Genomic DNA, 16,211 nt, shown 5'->3' on the forward strand with positions numbered 1-16,211 from the left:
CGCGGCGACGCGGCCGTGGCCCGGGCGTTGAAGCTGATCGACGAAGGCCTGCTGGCGGAGCAGCCGCTGTCGGCGCTGGCCGAGCGCGTCAGCCTGGGCGAACGCCAGCTGCGCCGGCTGTTCGTCGAACGCCTGGGCGCGCCGCCGATCGGCGTGCACGGCACCCGTCGCCTGCTGTTCGCCAAGCAACTGCTCACCGACACCGCGCTGCCGATCACCGACGTGGCGATGGCGGCGGGTTTCGGCAGCCTGCGCCGCTTCAACGCCACGTTCCGCGAGGCGTACCGCATGGCGCCGCGCGACCTGCGCAAGCGCCCCAGGGCGCGGACCGGCGAGACGCTGGTGCTGCGCCTGGGCTACCGGCCGCCCTACGACTTCGCCTCGATGCTCGCATTCCTGCGCGGTCGCGCGCTTCCAGGCGTGGAAGTGGTGGACGACGCAAGCTATGCGCGTGCGATCGGCAGCGACGCATGGCTGCGCGTCTCCGCCTGGCCCGGCGGCGAGCACGCACTGAAGCTCGAAATGCATGGCGCCCCGCCGGCGGCGCTGCTCGGCTACGTGGGCCGGCTGCGGCGGATGTTCGACCTGGACGCGGATCCGCAGGCGATCCGGGCTGCGCTGTCGCAATCGGCGCGGCTCAAGCCGCTGCTGCGCAAGCGTCCGGGGCTGCGCGTGCCCAGCGGTTGGGACGGCTTCGAGATCGCGGTGCGCGCGGTCATCGGGCAACAGGTGAGCGTCGCCGCGGCGCGCACCGTGACGGCACGCATCGCGCAGCGCTTCGGCCAGGCCCTGCCGCCCTCTGCCGCGATGCCCGGCCTGACTCATCTGTTTCCCTCGCCGGCCGTGCTCGCCGACGCCGACCTCGACGGCATCGGCCTGACCCGTGCCCGCGCCGCGACCGTGCGCACCATTGCCCAGGCGGTGCTCGATGGCCACGTCGACTTCCGTGCCGATCGCACGCTCGACGATTTCGTCTCGCGGTGGGTCGCCCTGCCCGGCATCGGCCCGTGGACGGCGCAGTACATCGCGCTGCGCGCGCTCGGCCACCCCGACGCCTTTCCTGCCGAAGACCTGGTGCTGCAGCGCGCGGCGCCGAACGACGGCAGCCGCCTCACTGCGAAGGCCTTGTTGTTGCAAGCCGAAGCCTGGCGGCCGTGGCGGGCCTATGCGGTGATCCACCTGTGGCGCGATTCGATGGAGGCCAAGTGAGCGGCAGCATCCGGTACACGCAGGTCGACAGCCCGGTCGGGCCGCTGCTGCTGGCCGCGCACGACGACGGCCTGCGCCTGGTCGAATTCCAGTCGCCGCGGCATCCGGTTCCGGTCGGCGGCGACTGGCAGCCGGGACGCAACGCCGTCATCGACCTGGCCGAACGGCAACTGGGCGAATATTTCGGCGGCACGCGGCGCAGCTTCGACCTTCCGCTGGATCCGCACGGCACCGCATTCCAGCGCGAGGTCTGGTGGCGGTTGGCGGAGATCCCGTTCGGCGAAACGATCAGCTACGCGCAGCTGGCGCAGCGCGTCGGCAAGCCCAGTGCCACGCGCGCGGTCGGCGCCGCCAATGGCCGCAATCCATTGCCGATCGTGCTGCCCTGCCACCGTGTCATCGGCGCCAACGGCAGCCTCACCGGCTTCGGCGGTGGCCTGGCGACCAAGGAGTTCCTGCTGCGCCTCGAAGGCGCGATGCTGCTGTAGGAGCGGCGGAAGCCGCGACCCATGCATCGCGGCTTCCGCCGCTCCTACAGCAGCCGGGCGATGGCCTGGCGATAGCGGGCGGCGATCCCGTCGCGGTCGCGGTGCCGGCCTTCGGCCACCACGCGCTGCCCGGCGACGTGGGTCTCGCGCACCAGGTTGCGGTTGCCGCTGAAGATCCAGCGGTCGACGACATCCCCTGCGGTGGCACCGGTCAGTTGCGGCGCGTCGTCGTCCAGCAGGAGCCAGTCGTCGTCGGCCACGTTGCCGCCAGTGGCGTTGTGGGCACTCGCCATGACGCCGCGCAGCAGCGTCTCGCCGACGCTGGGCGAACCCGGGCGCACGGCGATGTTGCGATGGCGCGTGACCAGGCGCTGTCCGTATTCGAGCCAGCGCAACTCTTCCACCGGCGACACAGAGATGTGCGAATCCGATCCGATTCCGAACACGCCGTCCGCGGCCAGGAAGCTGCGCAGCGGGAACAGGCCGTCGCCGAGGTTGGCCTCGGTGGTCGGGCAGATGGCAACGGTGGCGCCGCTGCGCGCGATGCCCTTCACTTCCGCCTGTTCCAGGTGGGTCGCATGCACCAGCGTCCAGCGCGCGTCGACCCGGGCGTTGTCGAGCAGCCATTCCACCGGGCGCGCGCCGCGCAGCGCAACGCAGTCCTGGACTTCGCCAACCTGCTCGGCGATGTGGATGTGCACCGGCATGTCGCGCGGCAACCCCGACAGTACCGCCTGCATCGCGTCGGCAGGCACCGCGCGCAGGCTGTGCAACGCGCACCCCACCCTGAACGTCTCGTCCTGCCCACTGCCCAGGGTCTCGACCAGGCGCAGGTAGGCATCCACGCCATGCCCGAAGCGGCGCTGGCGTTCGCCCAGCGCGCGGCCGTCGAAACCGCCGCTCATGTACAGCACCGGCAGCAGCGTCAGGCGGATGCCGGTCTCGCGCGCGGCGGCAACCCGCGCGCGCGACATCGCCGCCGGATCGTCGTAGGGCTTGCCGTCGGCGTCGTGGTGCAGGTAGTGGAACTCGCACACCGTGGTGTAGCCGGCCTCGAGCATCTCCGCGTAGAGCTGGGCGGCGACCGTCTGCAGCGTGTCCGGCGAGAAGCGCGCCGCCATCCGGTACATGGTTTCGCGCCAGGTCCAGAACGAATCCTCCGGATCGGTCTGGCGCTCGGCCATCCCCGCCATCGCGCGCTGGAACGCGTGCGAATGCAGGTTGGGAATGCCCGGCAGGCGCCAGCCCGCATCGGTGGGGGTGGCCAGCGGGCGTTGCGGGTCTGGGGCGGCGTGCATGCCGCCATTCTCGCCTGCCGCCCCGGCCAATGCGAGAATCGGCACCATGGGCAACGAAGCGGACTCCTGGGACGGACTGGCGGTCGGGGTTTCCCTGGCCACGCTGGACGACGCCGACGGCTACGGGACCATCGAGGACGGCGCGCTGGCCTGGCGCGACGGCAACATCGCCTGGGTTGGCCCGCGCAGCGCGCTGCCGGCCGGGGCCTCGGCCACGCACACCCACGATTTCGGCGGCGGCTGGATCACCCCCGGCCTGGTCGACTGCCACACCCACCTGGTGTTCGCCGGCAACCGCGCCGGCGAGTTCGAGATGCGGCTGCAGGGTGCCAGCTACGAGTCCATCGCGCGTGCCGGCGGCGGCATCCTGTCCACGGTGCGTGCGGTGCGCGCCGCCAGCGAGGACGAGTTGCTCGACCAGTCGCTGCCGCGCGCCCGCGCCCTGCTGCGCGACGGCACTACCACTGTCGAGATCAAGTCCGGCTACGGGCTGGACCTGGACAACGAGCGCAAGATGCTCCGGGTCGCCCGTCGCATCGGCGAAGAGCTCGGCATCGGCGTGCGCACTACTTACCTGGGCGCGCATGCCCTGCCGCCCGAGTTCGCCAGCGACAGCGACGGCTATATCGCCCGCGCGATCGAATGGCTGGTCGCCCTGAACGAGGAAGGGCTCGTCGACGCGGTCGATGCATTCTGCGAGGGCATCGGCTTCAACCCGGCGCAAACCCGTCTGATGTTCGAGGCGGCATCGGCGCTGGGATTGCCGGTGAAGCTGCACGCCGACCAGCTCAGCGACCTCGAGGGCGCGCGCCTCGTGGCCGAGTACGGCGGCCTGTCGGCCGACCATATCGAACACAGCTCCGAGGCCAGCGTGCGCGCGATGGCGGCGGCCGGCACCGTCGCGGTGCTGCTGCCCGGCGCGTTCCACGTGCTGCGCGAAACCGTGCTGCCGCCGCTGGATGCGCTGCGCGCGCACGGCGTGCCGATGGCAGTGGCCACCGACTGCAACCCGGGCACCTCGCCGCTGCAATCGCTGCGCCAGGCCATGCAGCTGGCCTGCACGCATTTCCGGCTCACGCCCGAAGAAGCCTTGCGCGGAACCACCTTGCACGCGGCGCGTGCGCTGGGGCTGTCTGATCGCGGAATCCTGCGCGCCGGCATGCGCGCCGACTTCGTGCACTGGCGCGTGTCGCGTCCGGCCGAGCTCTGCTACTGGCTGGGCGGCGATATCGCCGGCGCCGTTTTCGCCGCCGGCAACAAAAAGACATAAAAAAGGGGACGGAGGTAATTAAGCGCATGCGCTTAATTACCTCCGTCCCCTTTTTTTCTTACTTGGCAGCCGCCTTCTTGGCGACGGTCTTCTTGGCGGCGGTCTTGGTCGCCGTCTTGGTCGCGGCCTTCTTCACCACCGGCGCCGAAACCGCACCGGCGGCCTTGGCGACGGTACGCGAACGGGCGTTGCCGTAGCTGGAGTTGTAACGCTTGCCCTTGGCGGTCTTGCGGTCGCCCTTGCCCATGTCGTACTCCTGGATAAAGCGCGGATTTTAGCCTAATGCACGCAGGTCGCGTCGTGGACGTGGCCGTGGTTGAGGCGCAGGTTGGCCAGGTGGGCCAGCCCCACCAGGGTTCCGCCCAAGGTCATGGCCACCGCATGCGGTACCAGCGCATGGTGCAGCGGCGCGTAGAGCACGGCCAGCCACAGCACCCCCAGCCCGGGCAGCAACAGCCACAGCGCGCGCACCGCCCGATGGCGCCGGTAGCCCCAGACCATGGTGAACAGGCCCAACAGGCTTGCGAACACCACGAAGGCCTGCTCGAAGCCCTCGCCCAGCCAGATCCCGATACCGAGCGACGGCAGCAATGCCAGCAGCACCGGCAGCGCAGCGCAATGGATGGCGCACAGCAACGACGCGGCAAAGCCGAACCGGTCTGCGAAGCGGAATGAAGGACCGCGAGTCTTGGGCATGACTTTCGACGGGTTGTGGCTGATGAGTAATAATATAACATACTAATCCACCGCCACGACCACTCCGGACCCATGAACCGATTCGCTCTGCCCCGATCGCCCCTCTCCCTCGCACTGGCATTGGCTCTCGGCGCGACCTCCGGGCTGGCCCTGGCTGACGAAGCCCCGGCCGGACAGTCCGATCCGCGCCACGAGCACGCCAAGACCCTGCAGGCGGTGGAAGTCACGGCGACGCCCCTGCCCGACACCGCCGAAAGTCTGGCCGTACCGGTCGAAGTGCTGTCCGGCGCCCGCCTGGACGAAGCCAAGGCCAGTTCCCTGGGCGAGACCGTGAACAAGCTGCCGGGCGTGCAGTCGTCGTACTTCGGGCCAGGCGTTGGCCGCCCGATCGTGCGCGGTTTCGACGGCGCCCGCGTGCAGGTGCTGAGCGACGGCTTGGGTTCCGGCGACGTCTCCACGGTCAGCGCCGACCACGCGGTCAGCATCGAACCCTTCCTGGCCGACCAGATCGAGGTGCTCAAGGGCCCGGCCACCCTGCTCTACGGCAGCGGCGCGATCGGCGGCGCGGTCAACGTGGTCGACGGCCGCATCCCGGAGACGCAGCCCGGCGCGCCGCTGCAGGGTCGCGCCGAACTGCGCGCCGGCAGCGTCAACGACAGCCGCAGCGGCATGCTGCGCCTGGACGCCACCGCCGGCGACGTGGTGTTCCATTTCGACGGCCTCAGCCGCGAAGCCGGCGACATCGATATCCCGGGTTTCGCCGAAAGCGCACGGCATCTCGCCGAGGAAGGCGAAACGCCTTCCCCCGACGAAGCCGGCGTGCTTCCCAATAGCGCGTTGCGCACCACCAGCGGCGCCCTGGGTGCCTCGTGGATCGGCAGCCACGGCTTCTTCGGCGCCGGCGCCAGCCTGTTCTCGACGACCTATGGCGTCCCCGGACATGAACACTACGAGGATGAAGGCCACGACGATGACGAGGGCGACCACGACCATGAAGCGCATGGCGAGGAAGGACACGACCACGGCGGCGTGCGCATCGTGATGGACCAGCGCCGCCAGGAAGTGCGTGGCGGCATCGACAATGCCGGCGTGTTCGAAAGCATCCGCGCCAAGCTGGCGCGTACCCGCTACACCCATACCGAACTCGAAGGCGGCGCCGTCGGCACCGTATTCGACAACGACAGCCTGGATGGCCGCATCGAGCTGGTGCACGAACCGCTGGCCGGCTTCAAGGGCGCCCTGGGCGTGCAGTGGTCGCAGCGGGAGTTCCTCGCGGTCGGCGACGAGGCCTTCGTGCCCGGCTCCGAAGCCCGCGATGTCGGCGCGTTCTGGATCGGCAACCGCGCATTCGGCGACCTCGGCCTGCAACTCGGCCTTCGCCACGACAACAACCGCATCGACGTGGACGATACCGTGGCGATCGGGCCCGACCGTGACTTCGATACCACCAGTGCCTCGGTATCGCTGGAATGGAAGGCCAGCGATGGCCTGCACTTCGCCCTTGGGCTCGACCGCGCCCAGCGCTCCCCCACCGCCGAAGAGCTGTACTCCAGCGGCGTCCACGTGGCGACCGGCAGCGTGGAACTGGGCAAGCCCGACCTGGACGCGGAAACCGCCAATCGCGCGGAACTCGGCGTGCACTGGCACGCGGGCCGGCTCACCCTCGGCAGCTCGCTGTACCACGTGCGCTACAACGACTTCATCTATCTGGCGGACACGGGCATCGAGGAGCACGACGGGCCGGTCCGCGCGTGGACCCAGGACGATGCGCGTTTCAACGGGCTGGAGGCCGAGATGGAGTGGAACTTCCTCGACAACGCCAGCGGCAACTGGAACCTGCGCGTGTTCGGCGACATGGTGCGCGCCGAACTGGCGGGGTCGGGCACGCGTACGCTCGATATCTCGGTCCCGCATGGCGACCACAGCCACGACTACACCGTCGAACTAGCGCGTAGCGGCAACCTGCCGCGGATCGCCCCGGCACGCGCGGGCGGCGAACTGCGCTGGGAGCGCGACGCGCTACGCGCCTCGGTCGGTGCGGTGCGCTACATGGAGCAGGATCGCGTCACCGCCCATGAAACCGCGACGCCCGGCTACACCATGGTCGACGCGCACTTCGCTTGGCACCTGGACCGTGACTACGAAACGGTGATGGAAGTGTTCGTCGACGCGACCAACCTGCTCGACGAGGAAGCCCGGCCGCACACCTCATTCCTGAAGGACCTGGCGCCGCTCCCGGGGCGCGGGTTCGCGGCGGGGGTGCGGTTCTACTTCTGACTGCAGCGCGCGCACAGGCCGTGGACCTCGAGGGTCTGGGCCTGGGGCACGAAGCCGAGTGCGCGCGCGCGTTCGTCCAGCGCGGCCACGACCTGCCTGTCCTCCAGCTCCACCGCCGAATGGCAGCGGTCGCAGATCAGGAACGGCACCGAATGCTGCGCGGTGCTCGGGTGGTGGCAGGCGACGAACGCGTTGACCGACTCGAGCTTGTGGATGAAGCCGTTGGCGAGCAGGAAATCCAGCGCGCGATAGACGGTGGGCGGCGCCGCAGCCCCGGCGCCCTCGGCGTCGGTGGTGTTGCCGACACGGAGCTGCTCGAGCAGGTCGTAGGCCTTGACCGGCTTCCCGGCCTCGGCGACCAGGCCCAGGACCCGCGCCCGGACCGGCGTCAGCCGCAGCCCGCGGGCGCGGCAGGCAGCCTCCACCGCGTCGATGAACGCATGGGCGTCGTCGACGTGGTGCTTGGGATCGGTGCAGGCGTGCGAGTGGGGCATGGACCGATGATGGTGGCGAACGCGCTCGGACTCAAGCCGCCGGCAGTTTCGCCAGCGCGGCGTCGATGCGCGCCAGCGCTTCGTCCTTGCCCGCCAGGTACACCGTGTGGGCGATGTCCGGACTTACCTGGGTGCCGGTAATGGCCACGCGCAACGGCTGCGCGACCTTGCCCATGCCCAGTTCCAGGGCTTCGGCGGTGGCGTGCAGCACGGCGCTGATGTCGTCCACGTTCCACTGCGCCAGCGCGGCCAGGCGCTCGCGCGCGTCCGCCAGCGGCGCGCGCGCCTCGGCCTTGAAGTGCTTGGCCACTGCCTTTTCGTCGTATTCGGTGAGCGGCTGGTACCAGACCGCCGCGCGCTCGGCCATGTCCTTGAGCGTCTGCACGCGGTCGCGCAGCGCGAGCACCACGTCGGCCGGCGCGGGACCGCGTGCCAGGTCGAAGCCGGACTGGCGCAGGTGCCACTGGAGGTGCTCCGCAACCGCTTCGGGTGCGTCGCCCTTCAGGTACTGCTGGTTGAGCCAGCCCAGCTTCGCCGGATCCAGGCGCGAGGCCTTGGCGTTGACGTCCTTGAGGTCGAACAGCGACTGCATCTCGGCGATGCTGAAAATCTCCTGGTCGCCGTGGGACCAGCCCAGCCGCACCAGGTAGTTGAGCAGCGCGTGCGGCAGGTAGCCGGCGTCGCGGTACTGCATGACGTCGGCGGCGCCGGTGCGCTTGGACAGCTTGGCGCCATGCTCGTCGAGGATCATCGGCAGGTGCGCGAACGCAGGCACCTCGGCACCCAGCGCCTTGTAGATGTTGATCTGCCGCGGGGTGTTGTTGACGTGGTCGTCGCCGCGCACCACGTCGGTGATGCGCATGTCGATGTCGTCCACGACCACGGCGAAGTTGTAGGTGGCGTAGCCGTCGGAACGGAAGATCACCAGGTCGTCGAGCTCGGCGTTGGCGATCTCGATCCGACCCTTGACCTTGTCGTCCCACGCCACGACGCCGTCGAGCGGATTGCGGAAGCGGATCACCCGGTTGGGATCGTCGCGGTACGGCAGGTTCGCATCGCGCGCGGCGCCGCTGTAGCGCGGCTTCTCGCCCGCCGCCATGGCCCGCTCGCGCATCGCCTCGAGTTCCTCGCGCGTCTCGTAGGCGTAATAGGCGTGGCCCGAAGCGACGAGCTGCTCGGCCACCTCGCGGTAACGCTCCAGGCGATGGGTCTGGTAGATCGGGCCTTCGTCGTAGTCCATACCCAGCCAGGCCATCGCCTCGAGGATCGCGTCGATCGCCGCCTGGGTGCTGCGCTCTCGGTCGGTGTCCTCGATCCGCAGGATGAACTGGCCGCCCTTGCGGCGCGCCTCCAGCCAGCAGTACAGCGCGGTGCGCGCGCCGCCGATGTGCAGGTAGCCGGTGGGGCTGGGGGCGAAACGGGTGCGGCAGGACATGGGGCGGCATCGTCAGGGGCGAAACCGCGATTTTACCGCCATGCCCGGCCGCGCGCTTACCAGCTGAAGCCCGCGCCCGCCGAGATGCTGCCCTCACCCGCCGAGAACGCACCGCCAAGCGAAACACTGGCATTCGGCGTCACCAGGCGCTGGTAGCCCACCGCCATCGCGGCACGACCGTTCTGCGCGCTGAAGCCGACTCCGACCCGGTTGCGCCCAGGCAGGCCCGCGGTGTTCATCGCCGCGGCGGCCATGGCGCCGCTCATCGCGCCCATGCGGTCGATGCGTTCGTCGGTCCGGGCGAAACGCAGGTCCACTTGCTGGTGATACTGGTCCAGGATGTCATTCCAGGCCGCGAGCCTGCTGTCGGTATAGGCGTTGGCCGAGGACAGCGTCTGCGCAGCGCTGGCGTCGGTGTAGACCTTCGATTCCGCCAGCGTGGCGGCATCACCTGTGTCGGCATGCGCATTCGCCGACGCGAGCGTCGTGGCATCGCCCGCCGCCATGTCGGCGCGGATCGCCGTTTCGCGCGTGTCCGTGTAGTCCTCCGCCACGGTCACCGCATTGCTCGCGGCTGCCAACGCGGTATCCGCGGTCGCCTGCGCAGCATCGGCTTTCGTCACGGCGGTATTGGCCGTTGACTGCGCGGCATCCGCTTTCGCCACCGCCGTGTCTGCGGTGGCTTGTGCGGCGTCGGCCTTTGCGACCGCCGTATCCGCCGTGGCCTGCGCATTGTTCGCCGCTGCCAACGCACTGTCCGCCGTGCCTTGCGCGGCAGCGGCATCGCCCACTGCCTGATCCGCCGAGGCCTGCGCCGCACCCGCTGCGGCCAGCGCCGTGTCGGCAGTGGCCTGCGCGACAGCGGCATTGCCATTGGCGGCGGCAAGACCGGCATCCAGTTGTCCCTTGTTCACCGCATCGGCGGCGGCCACGCCATCGGCCACGCCGCCCACCACGTTGCCGCCCATGTCGACGAAGGTGTTGCTGACGATGGTGAAGCTGCCACCCGCGCCGCCCACGGTCAGTCCGGTGAACGTCGGCGCGCCATTGAAGCCATAGGTGATGGTGTTGCCGCTGCGCGTGACGATGAGATTGCCGTTCGGGTCATCGGCCTCGAAATCGACGGTTTCGCCATCGCCGATGGCTTCGCCCGCGCCGCCGCCCGCGCTGAGGTTCCAGCCGGAGTAACCGTCGATGCCGCCGATGGCCGCATTCAACTGGCGCAGGTTCACCGCATCGGTGTCCTGGGTGCCGTCGGCCAGGTGGATGATCTGGTGTTCACCACCTGCCTGTCCCACCGCCACCGCGTAGTCGCGGTCGGCGATGGCCTGGAAGCCGATGGCGGTACTGCCGGTATGCGTTGCGCTGCTTCCATGGCCGAACGCGCTGCTGGCGTTGCCGCTGGCGGTGTTGTTGTAGCCGAAGGCGCTGCCGTATTCGCCGCTGGCGAAGTTGGTGTAACCGAAGGCGCTGCCGTATTCGCCGGTGGCGCTGTTGTTCCGGCCGAAGGCACTGCCGAAGTCGCCGCCGACGGTGTTACCCGCGCCGAAGGCGCTGCTGCTGGCGCCGATGGCGGTGTTGCCCCGGCCGATGGCGCTGCTGATGTTGCCGTTGGCGGAGTTGTAGTAGCCGAACGCGCTGCTGCTGGCGCCGCTGGCGTAGTTGTAATAGCCGAACGCGCTGCTGCCGTTGCCGCTGGCGGTGTTGCCTCGGCCGAACGCGCTGCCGTTGCCGCTGGCGACGTTGAAATAGCCGAACGCGCTGCTGAAATTCCCGCTGGCGATGTTGCCTCGGCCAAACGCGCTGCTGCTGTTACCGCTGGCGATGTTGGAGACGCCGTAGGCACTCGCGTCGGGTTGACAGGTGGCGTTCTCGCCGGATTGGCTGCCTGTATCCTCGATGCCTTGGTCCGTGGACGACCCGGTCGGGTTGCCATCGTCATCCACGCAGGCAGGATCGGCCGCCCACGCCGGCGCGGCGGCAGCCAGCGCGGCCAGCAGGCACAGCGCCAGCGGAGAAGATCGGGCAGGCGCACGGCGACGCATCGCGTGCGGGACGACAGGACGGATCATTGGATTTTCCCCGAAGTACGCGATTGACGTGCGGGCCGTGACGGCCCGCCACGTCCGACTCTAGCCAGTCCTCCGGCCGGCCGAAACCCGCAGGATTACGGGCTGGGCGGAGTCCCGGTCAGCTGCCGCCCTGCCCCAGCCACAGCGCCATCAGCGCCGTGCGGTTGCCCACGCCGTACTTGCGGTAGATGCGCGAGGCGTATTCGTTAGCGGTACGCGGGCTCATCTCCTCCCGCGCGGCGATCTGCTTGTCGGTCAATCCACTCAGCAAGCCCGACAGCACCCGGTGTTCCAGTGCGGTGAGCGGCATCGAGCCGAGCCCCAACCCGTGCCCCAACACCTGTTGGCGATGGAACCAGAGCAGTCCACGCAATGCTTGCGCGATGACGTCGCGGTCGGCTTCGGAAAACATGGGTTGGCCGGGTGCGCGATACACACCGAAGTAGATTTCCATGTCCTCGTTGATCGGGACGCCCGACCAGATCGCGTCGAACCAGTTGCGCCCAAGGTAGTAGTTGCAATAGCAGTCGCCGTCGAACCATTGCGGCGGCACCAGGTCGACCAGGCGATTCGTCCGCCAGCTGCCGGCGAAGGACACGTTGCGGACCATGACCTCGTCCGCCCGGCCCGCTTCGAGGCCGCGCTTCTGCTGGCGCGCCGTCGCTTCCAGGAACGGGCTGTCGTGCAGGCGCCGGATGATGCCGGGGCGCCAGCCGCGCACCGGATCGCCGGGCCGTGCGTGGTCCATGCGCACAACGCCGACCCACGAGGCGTTCTGCGCTTCGACCAGCTCGCACAAGCCCTGCAACAGCACCTTGCAGGCGGGCTCGACCCGGGAGGACTCGATGTCGGCCAGCGCATCCCAGAGCGCATGGATGGCCTGCGTTTTGGACGGTGCGTCGGCCATCGTCGGTCGGCGTGGAGTCCCCGGAAGCGCGGATAGTAACGCATCCACCTCCACCCCCCTACAATGATCCCATGACCACGCTGTTCGTCTCCGACCTGCACCTGGACCCCGAACGGCCAGCGATCACCGAAGTATTCGGCCGCTTCGTCGAAGGAGAGGCCCGCGGGGCGGACGCCCTGTACATCCTGGGCGACCTGTTCGAGGCCTGGGTCGGCGACGACGATCCCTCGGAGACCGGCGCCTTCGTCGCCGCGAAGTTGCGCGGGTTGCGCGATTCCGGCGTCCCGGTGCACTTCATCCGCGGCAACCGCGACTTCCTGCTCGGCGAGGACTATGCACGCCGCGCCGGCATGGCGATCCTGCCCGACCCCGCGGTAGTGGTGCTCTACGGCAAGCCGACCCTGCTGATGCACGGCGACCTGCTGTGCACCGACGACGTCGCCTACCAGCAGTTCCGCGCCCAGACCCGCGATCCGCGCTGGCAGGCACAATTCCTGTCGCAGCTGCTCGCCGCGCGGCTGGCGTTCGCGCAGCAGGCGCGCGCGGCTAGCAAGGCACACCAGTCCGGCCTGCAGGCGCAGGGGCAGATGGAGTCGATCACCGACGCTTCGCCATCGACGGTGGAAGCGACATTCGCCCGCTACGGCATCGACCGCATCGTCCACGGGCATACCCACCGGCCGAAGGTGCACGAGACCGCCGGCGGCACGCGGATCGTGCTGGGCGACTGGTACGAGCAGGGATCGGTGTTGCGGGTGGCGCCAACCGGGTTCGAACTGTCCGCGCTGTAGGCGATCGCGGCTGCCGCCGCTCCTACAGGCCTGCTTCCAGGATCGCGAGTTCGTCGGAGTCGAAACCGGCAGCGGTGCGCGCCGGGATATTGAACGGGCCGCGCAGCACGCCACCGGCGTACTCGGCCAGCAGCTCGCGGAACCGCGCGCGCGGATCCACGCCCTCGCGCTCGCAGAACCAGCGATACCAGCGCGAACCGGCGGCGACGTGCGCGACTTCCTCGCGCAGGATGACCTCCAGGATGCCGACGGTCGCCTCGTCGCCATGCTGGCGCAGCTTGGCGATCATGCCGGGCGTCACGTCCAGTCCGCGGGCTTCGAGTACGCGCGGAACCAGGGCCATGCGCGCCAGGCCGTCGTGCGCGGTTTTCTGCGCCATCTCCCACAAGCCATTGTGGGCCTCGAAATAACCGTAGTCGTGGCCGAACTCGCGCAGACGGGTGCGCAGCAGCGTGAAATGCCGCGCTTCGTCGGCGGCCACGCCCACCCAGTCCGCGTAGTACTGCCGCGGCAGCCCGCGGAAACGGTAGACCGCGTCCCAGGCCAGGTCGATCGCGTTGAACTCGATGTGGGCGATGGCGTGGAGGAAGGCCGCCATTCCCTCGCTGCTGCCCAGGCCACGGTGCGGCAGGTCGCGCGGGTGCACCAGGCGCGGGCGCGGCGGGCGCCCGGGCATGCCGATGGGTTCGGGCGGCGGCGCGTCCTCCGGGATCGCCACCTCGTTGCGCTGGAAGGCCGCGGCCACGGCCGCGGTCGCCGCGACCTTGGTATCCGGCGTGTCGGCGGCCAGGCAATAGGCGGCCGCTTCGAAGAGCGAGGGCATCGCGGCGTCCGCCGCTCCCACGGTGGTCATGATGCGCGGCGCGACTTCTTGGCGTCGTCGGAGCGCAGCTTGCGGATGCGTTCGAAGTAGCCGTCGTCGATGCCGGTGACGTACTCGCCGTTGAAGCACGAGGAATCGAAGCGGGAAATGAGCTTCTTCGGGCCGGCCACCGCCGCCTCCAGGTCGGCGAGGTCCTGGTAGACCAGCCAGTCCACGCCGAGCAGCTTTTCCACTTCCTCCTCGCTGCGGCCGTGGGCGACCAGCTCCTCGGCCGAAGGCATGTCGATACCGTAGACGTTCGGGTACCGCACCGGCGGCGCGGCCGACGCCAGGTACACCTTGCGCGCTCCCGCGTCGCGCGCCATCTGCACGATCTGCTTCGAAGTGGTGCCGCGCACGATCGAATCGTCGACCAGCAGCACCACCCGGTCGCGGAACTCCAGCGGGATGGTGTTGAGCTTGCGCCGCACCGACTTGGTCCGCTCGCCCTGCCCCGGCATGATGAAGGTACGACCGACGTAGCGGTTCTTGACGAAGCCTTCGCGATACTTGACCCCGAGGAGGCCCGCGATCTCCATCGCCGAATCGCGCGACGTGTCCGGGATCGGGATCACCACGTCGATGTCGTGGTCGGGACGCAGCCGCTGGATCTTCTCGCCCAGGGTCACACCCATGCGCATCCGCGCCTTGTGCACCGACACGTTGTCCATCATCGAGTCGGGGCGGGCGAAATACACGAATTCGAAGATGCACGGCGCGTGCTGCTGCGGCTCGGCGCATTGCCGTGTGAACAGCTCGCCGCGCGCGGTCACCACCACCGCTTCGCCTGGCGCGATGTCGCGCATGCGTTCGAAGCCGAGGATGTCCAGCGCCACCGACTCGGAGGCAACCGCATACTCGTCGCCCGAAGCGCCGCTGCGCTTGCCCAGCACCAGCGGGCGGATGCCGTGCGGATCGCGGAACGCGACCAGGCCCAGGCCCAGCACCGTGGCGACCACGGCGTAGCCGCCGCGAGCGCGCCGGTTCACGCCCTCCACCGCGCGGAACGCGGATTCCGGCGTGAGCGCCTTCTGCATGTCCAGCTCGTGCGCGAACACGTTGAGCAGGACCTCGGAATCGGATTCGGTGTTGACGTTGCGCCGGTCCTGCTCGAACACCTCGCGGCGCAACGCGTCGGTGTTGACCAGGTTGCCGTTGTGCGACAGCGCGATGCCGTACGGCGAGTTCACGTAGAACGGCTGCGCCTCGTCGTTGCCTTCGCTGCCGGCGGTGGGATAGCGACAGTGGGCGATGCCGACCCTGCCCTCGAGCAGGCGCATGGCCTTGCCGTCGAACACGTCGCGCACCAGGCCATTGCCCTTGTGCACGCGCAGGTGCGAGCCGTCCGCCGTGGCGATGCCGGCCGCGTCCTGGCCACGGTGCTGGAGCACGGTCAGGCCGTCGTACAGCTCGGCCGCGACGTCCTGGTTGGCAACGATGCCGATGATCCCGCACATGTCATGTACTCCCGAAATCCACTCGCTGCGCCGCCCAGTCGGGCAGCCAGGTCCGCAACCACATCGCACCGGGCAACAGCACCGGCACGACCTGCGACTCGCGCCAGCCCGGTTCCCGCGGCATGGCCGTGAAACCCATCAGCAACACCAGCACGCAGGCGACGAAGCCGCCGCGCACCAGTCCGAGCAACAACCCGAGCGTGCGATCCATGCCGGACAGGCCGATCGCATGCACCAGCTTGCGTACCAGCCAGCCGACGATGCCCACGACCAGCAGCACGCACAGGAAGCTCAGGCCGTAGCCCGCCATCAGCTGCCCGGAACTCGGCGCCTGGCCGGACGACAACAGCAACGCCACCTGCGCGCCGAACTGGAACGAGGCCCATGCCGCCAGCAACCACGCCGCCAGCGAGGCGAGCACGCCGATGAAGCCGCGCATCACCCCGAACAGCATTGAAATCCCGATGATCGCCAGCAGCAGCATGTCCGTGGCATTCATCGTTCAGAGCGCGCTCACGGATGCGGGCGGACGACGCCGGCCATCGCCAGCTTCGCCTTGGCCTGCGCCTGGAGCTTCTCGGCCTCGGCGCGGGTCGACACCGGCCCCAGCCGCACCCGGACCAGGTCGCCCTTGTCGGTGGCCACGGTCTCGGTGAATGCGCTGAACCCGAGCGAACGAGCGCGATCGCGCAATTTGTCGGCATCGGCCTTGCGGGCGAAGGCACCCAGCTGCACCGCGAAACCGACGTCGGCCGCTGCGGGCTTGGCGACGGCGGGCTTGGCGGCGGGCTTCGGCGCTTCGACCTTCCCGGCCGCCGCGACTTCGGTATCGGCGTCGAGCACGATCACCCGGGCATCCTGGTGCCGGCCCGCGCGGCTCACGCGCTGGCGCGCGGCCTCGGCGTCGGCGCGGCTGGCGAACGGGCCGATCCGCACCCGCTGCAGGGTGCGGCCG

The 16,211-nt window shown here is 69.4% G+C and carries 16 protein-coding genes; 5 read left to right on the forward strand and 11 right to left on the reverse strand.

Features of this window, described 5'->3' with window-relative positions; genetic code table 11:
• Both QAA18_RS03455 and QAA18_RS03460 read left to right on the forward strand, forming a co-directional pair.
• The coding region (locus QAA18_RS03455) for a DNA-3-methyladenine glycosylase 2 (RefSeq protein ID WP_279411033.1) at positions 1 to 1,209 on the forward strand (1,209 nt) is incomplete at its 5' end.
• The gene (locus QAA18_RS03460; protein ID WP_279411034.1) at positions 1,206 to 1,697 is read left to right on the forward strand and encodes a methylated-DNA--[protein]-cysteine S-methyltransferase; all 492 of its coding nucleotides are present in this window, start codon (positions 1,206 to 1,208) and stop codon (positions 1,695 to 1,697) included. The genes QAA18_RS03455 and QAA18_RS03460, both read left to right, overlap by 4 nt.
• A 44-nt stretch (positions 1,698 to 1,741) precedes the next feature.
• Here QAA18_RS03460 and QAA18_RS03465 read toward each other — a convergent pair whose 3' ends face one another.
• A complete protein-coding gene (locus QAA18_RS03465) occupies positions 1,742 to 2,995 on the reverse strand; it encodes a formimidoylglutamate deiminase (RefSeq protein ID WP_279411035.1) in 1,254 nt (417 codons plus the stop codon).
• A 46-nt stretch (positions 2,996 to 3,041) separates the two neighbouring features.
• Between QAA18_RS03465 and hutI the strand changes: the two genes are divergently transcribed.
• Complete coding sequence (gene hutI / locus QAA18_RS03470) at positions 3,042 to 4,265, forward strand: imidazolonepropionase (protein ID WP_279411037.1); 1,224 nt, start codon at positions 3,042 to 3,044, stop codon at positions 4,263 to 4,265.
• A gap of 58 nt (positions 4,266 to 4,323) precedes the next feature.
• Here hutI and QAA18_RS03475 read toward each other — a convergent pair whose 3' ends face one another.
• Both QAA18_RS03475 and QAA18_RS03480 read right to left on the reverse strand, forming a co-directional pair.
• Complete coding sequence (locus QAA18_RS03475; protein ID WP_279411038.1) at positions 4,324 to 4,512, reverse strand: 30S ribosomal protein THX; 189 nt, start codon at positions 4,510 to 4,512, stop codon at positions 4,324 to 4,326.
• A 32-nt stretch (positions 4,513 to 4,544) separates the two neighbouring features.
• Positions 4,545 to 4,961, reverse strand: a complete 417-nt coding sequence (locus QAA18_RS03480; RefSeq protein ID WP_279411039.1) for a MerC domain-containing protein — start codon at positions 4,959 to 4,961, stop codon at positions 4,545 to 4,547.
• 72 nt (positions 4,962 to 5,033) lie between these two features.
• Here QAA18_RS03480 and QAA18_RS03485 point away from each other — a divergent pair, with 72 nt between their 5' ends.
• Positions 5,034 to 7,238, forward strand: a complete 2,205-nt coding sequence (locus QAA18_RS03485; RefSeq protein ID WP_279411040.1) for a TonB-dependent receptor — start codon at positions 5,034 to 5,036, stop codon at positions 7,236 to 7,238.
• Here the strand turns inward: QAA18_RS03485 and QAA18_RS03490 are convergent.
• The 4 genes from QAA18_RS03490 to QAA18_RS03505 all read right to left on the reverse strand — a co-directional run bounded on the left by QAA18_RS03490 (position 7,229) and on the right by QAA18_RS03505 (position 12,146).
• On the reverse strand, positions 7,229 to 7,732 hold the full coding sequence (locus QAA18_RS03490; protein WP_279411041.1) for a transcriptional repressor: 504 nt from the start codon (positions 7,730 to 7,732) through the stop codon (positions 7,229 to 7,231). The two genes, QAA18_RS03485 and QAA18_RS03490, sit on opposite strands and share 10 nt — an antisense overlap.
• 31 nt (positions 7,733 to 7,763) lie before the next feature.
• Positions 7,764 to 9,167, reverse strand: coding sequence for a glutamate--tRNA ligase (gene gltX / locus QAA18_RS03495; protein ID WP_279411042.1), 1,404 nt, complete (start codon positions 9,165 to 9,167; stop codon positions 7,764 to 7,766).
• Between the two features lie 56 nt (positions 9,168 to 9,223).
• The gene (locus QAA18_RS03500) at positions 9,224 to 11,239 is read right to left on the reverse strand and encodes a YadA-like family protein (RefSeq protein ID WP_279411043.1); all 2,016 of its coding nucleotides are present in this window, start codon (positions 11,237 to 11,239) and stop codon (positions 9,224 to 9,226) included.
• Between the two features lie 118 nt (positions 11,240 to 11,357).
• Entirely contained in the window at positions 11,358 to 12,146 is a 789-nt protein-coding gene (locus QAA18_RS03505; RefSeq protein ID WP_279411044.1) for a helix-turn-helix transcriptional regulator, read from the reverse strand.
• 71 nt (positions 12,147 to 12,217) lie between these two features.
• On the opposite strand from QAA18_RS03505, the gene lpxH reads away from it, so the two are divergent.
• The gene (lpxH, locus tag QAA18_RS03510; RefSeq protein WP_279411046.1) at positions 12,218 to 12,937 is read left to right on the forward strand and encodes a UDP-2,3-diacylglucosamine diphosphatase; all 720 of its coding nucleotides are present in this window, start codon (positions 12,218 to 12,220) and stop codon (positions 12,935 to 12,937) included.
• A gap of 22 nt (positions 12,938 to 12,959) precedes the next feature.
• On the opposite strand, the gene QAA18_RS03515 is transcribed toward lpxH, so the two are convergent.
• The 4 genes from QAA18_RS03515 to QAA18_RS03530 form a co-directional block, all read right to left on the reverse strand.
• Positions 12,960 to 13,790 carry a ferritin-like domain-containing protein gene (locus QAA18_RS03515; RefSeq protein ID WP_279411048.1) on the reverse strand — a complete coding sequence of 277 codons (831 nt, stop codon included), beginning with the start codon at positions 13,788 to 13,790 and terminating at the stop codon, positions 12,960 to 12,962.
• Positions 13,787 to 15,256, reverse strand: a complete 1,470-nt coding sequence (gene purF / locus QAA18_RS03520; protein ID WP_279411049.1) for an amidophosphoribosyltransferase — start codon at positions 15,254 to 15,256, stop codon at positions 13,787 to 13,789. The genes QAA18_RS03515 and purF overlap by 4 nt, the downstream gene beginning before the upstream one ends.
• 1 nt (position 15,257) lies before the next feature.
• A complete protein-coding gene (locus QAA18_RS03525; protein ID WP_279411050.1) occupies positions 15,258 to 15,755 on the reverse strand; it encodes a CvpA family protein in 498 nt (165 codons plus the stop codon).
• A gap of 14 nt (positions 15,756 to 15,769) precedes the next feature.
• Positions 15,770 to 16,211 (reverse strand): SPOR domain-containing protein (locus tag QAA18_RS03530; protein WP_279411051.1); only part of this gene is annotated, 442 nt, incomplete at its 5' end.

This window comes from Luteimonas sp. 8-5 (assembly GCF_029763755.1).
Taxonomy (GTDB): Bacteria; Pseudomonadota; Gammaproteobacteria; order Xanthomonadales; family Xanthomonadaceae; genus Cognatiluteimonas.

What these genes read in the sequence shown, in the direction of transcription:
- QAA18_RS03465 (WP_279411035.1), bottom strand. Translation starts at nt 2,995, where the DNA reads ATGCACGCCGCCCCAGACCCGCAACGCCCGCTGGCCACCCCCACCGAT.
- hutI (WP_279411037.1), top strand. Translation starts at nt 3,042, where the DNA reads ATGGGCAACGAAGCGGACTCCTGGGACGGACTGGCGGTCGGGGTTTCC.
- QAA18_RS03475 (WP_279411038.1), bottom strand. Translation starts at nt 4,512, where the DNA reads ATGGGCAAGGGCGACCGCAAGACCGCCAAGGGCAAGCGTTACAACTCC.
- QAA18_RS03480 (WP_279411039.1), bottom strand. Translation starts at nt 4,961, where the DNA reads ATGCCCAAGACTCGCGGTCCTTCATTCCGCTTCGCAGACCGGTTCGGC.
- QAA18_RS03485 (WP_279411040.1), top strand. Translation starts at nt 5,034, where the DNA reads ATGAACCGATTCGCTCTGCCCCGATCGCCCCTCTCCCTCGCACTGGCA.
- QAA18_RS03490 (WP_279411041.1), bottom strand. Translation starts at nt 7,732, where the DNA reads ATGCCCCACTCGCACGCCTGCACCGATCCCAAGCACCACGTCGACGAC.
- gltX (WP_279411042.1), bottom strand. Translation starts at nt 9,167, where the DNA reads ATGTCCTGCCGCACCCGTTTCGCCCCCAGCCCCACCGGCTACCTGCAC.
- QAA18_RS03500 (WP_279411043.1), bottom strand. Translation starts at nt 11,239, where the DNA reads ATGATCCGTCCTGTCGTCCCGCACGCGATGCGTCGCCGTGCGCCTGCC.
- QAA18_RS03505 (WP_279411044.1), bottom strand. Translation starts at nt 12,146, where the DNA reads ATGGCCGACGCACCGTCCAAAACGCAGGCCATCCATGCGCTCTGGGAT.
- lpxH (WP_279411046.1), top strand. Translation starts at nt 12,218, where the DNA reads ATGACCACGCTGTTCGTCTCCGACCTGCACCTGGACCCCGAACGGCCA.
- QAA18_RS03515 (WP_279411048.1), bottom strand. Translation starts at nt 13,790, where the DNA reads ATGACCACCGTGGGAGCGGCGGACGCCGCGATGCCCTCGCTCTTCGAA.
- purF (WP_279411049.1), bottom strand. Translation starts at nt 15,256, where the DNA reads ATGTGCGGGATCATCGGCATCGTTGCCAACCAGGACGTCGCGGCCGAG.
- QAA18_RS03525 (WP_279411050.1), bottom strand. Translation starts at nt 15,755, where the DNA reads ATGAATGCCACGGACATGCTGCTGCTGGCGATCATCGGGATTTCAATG.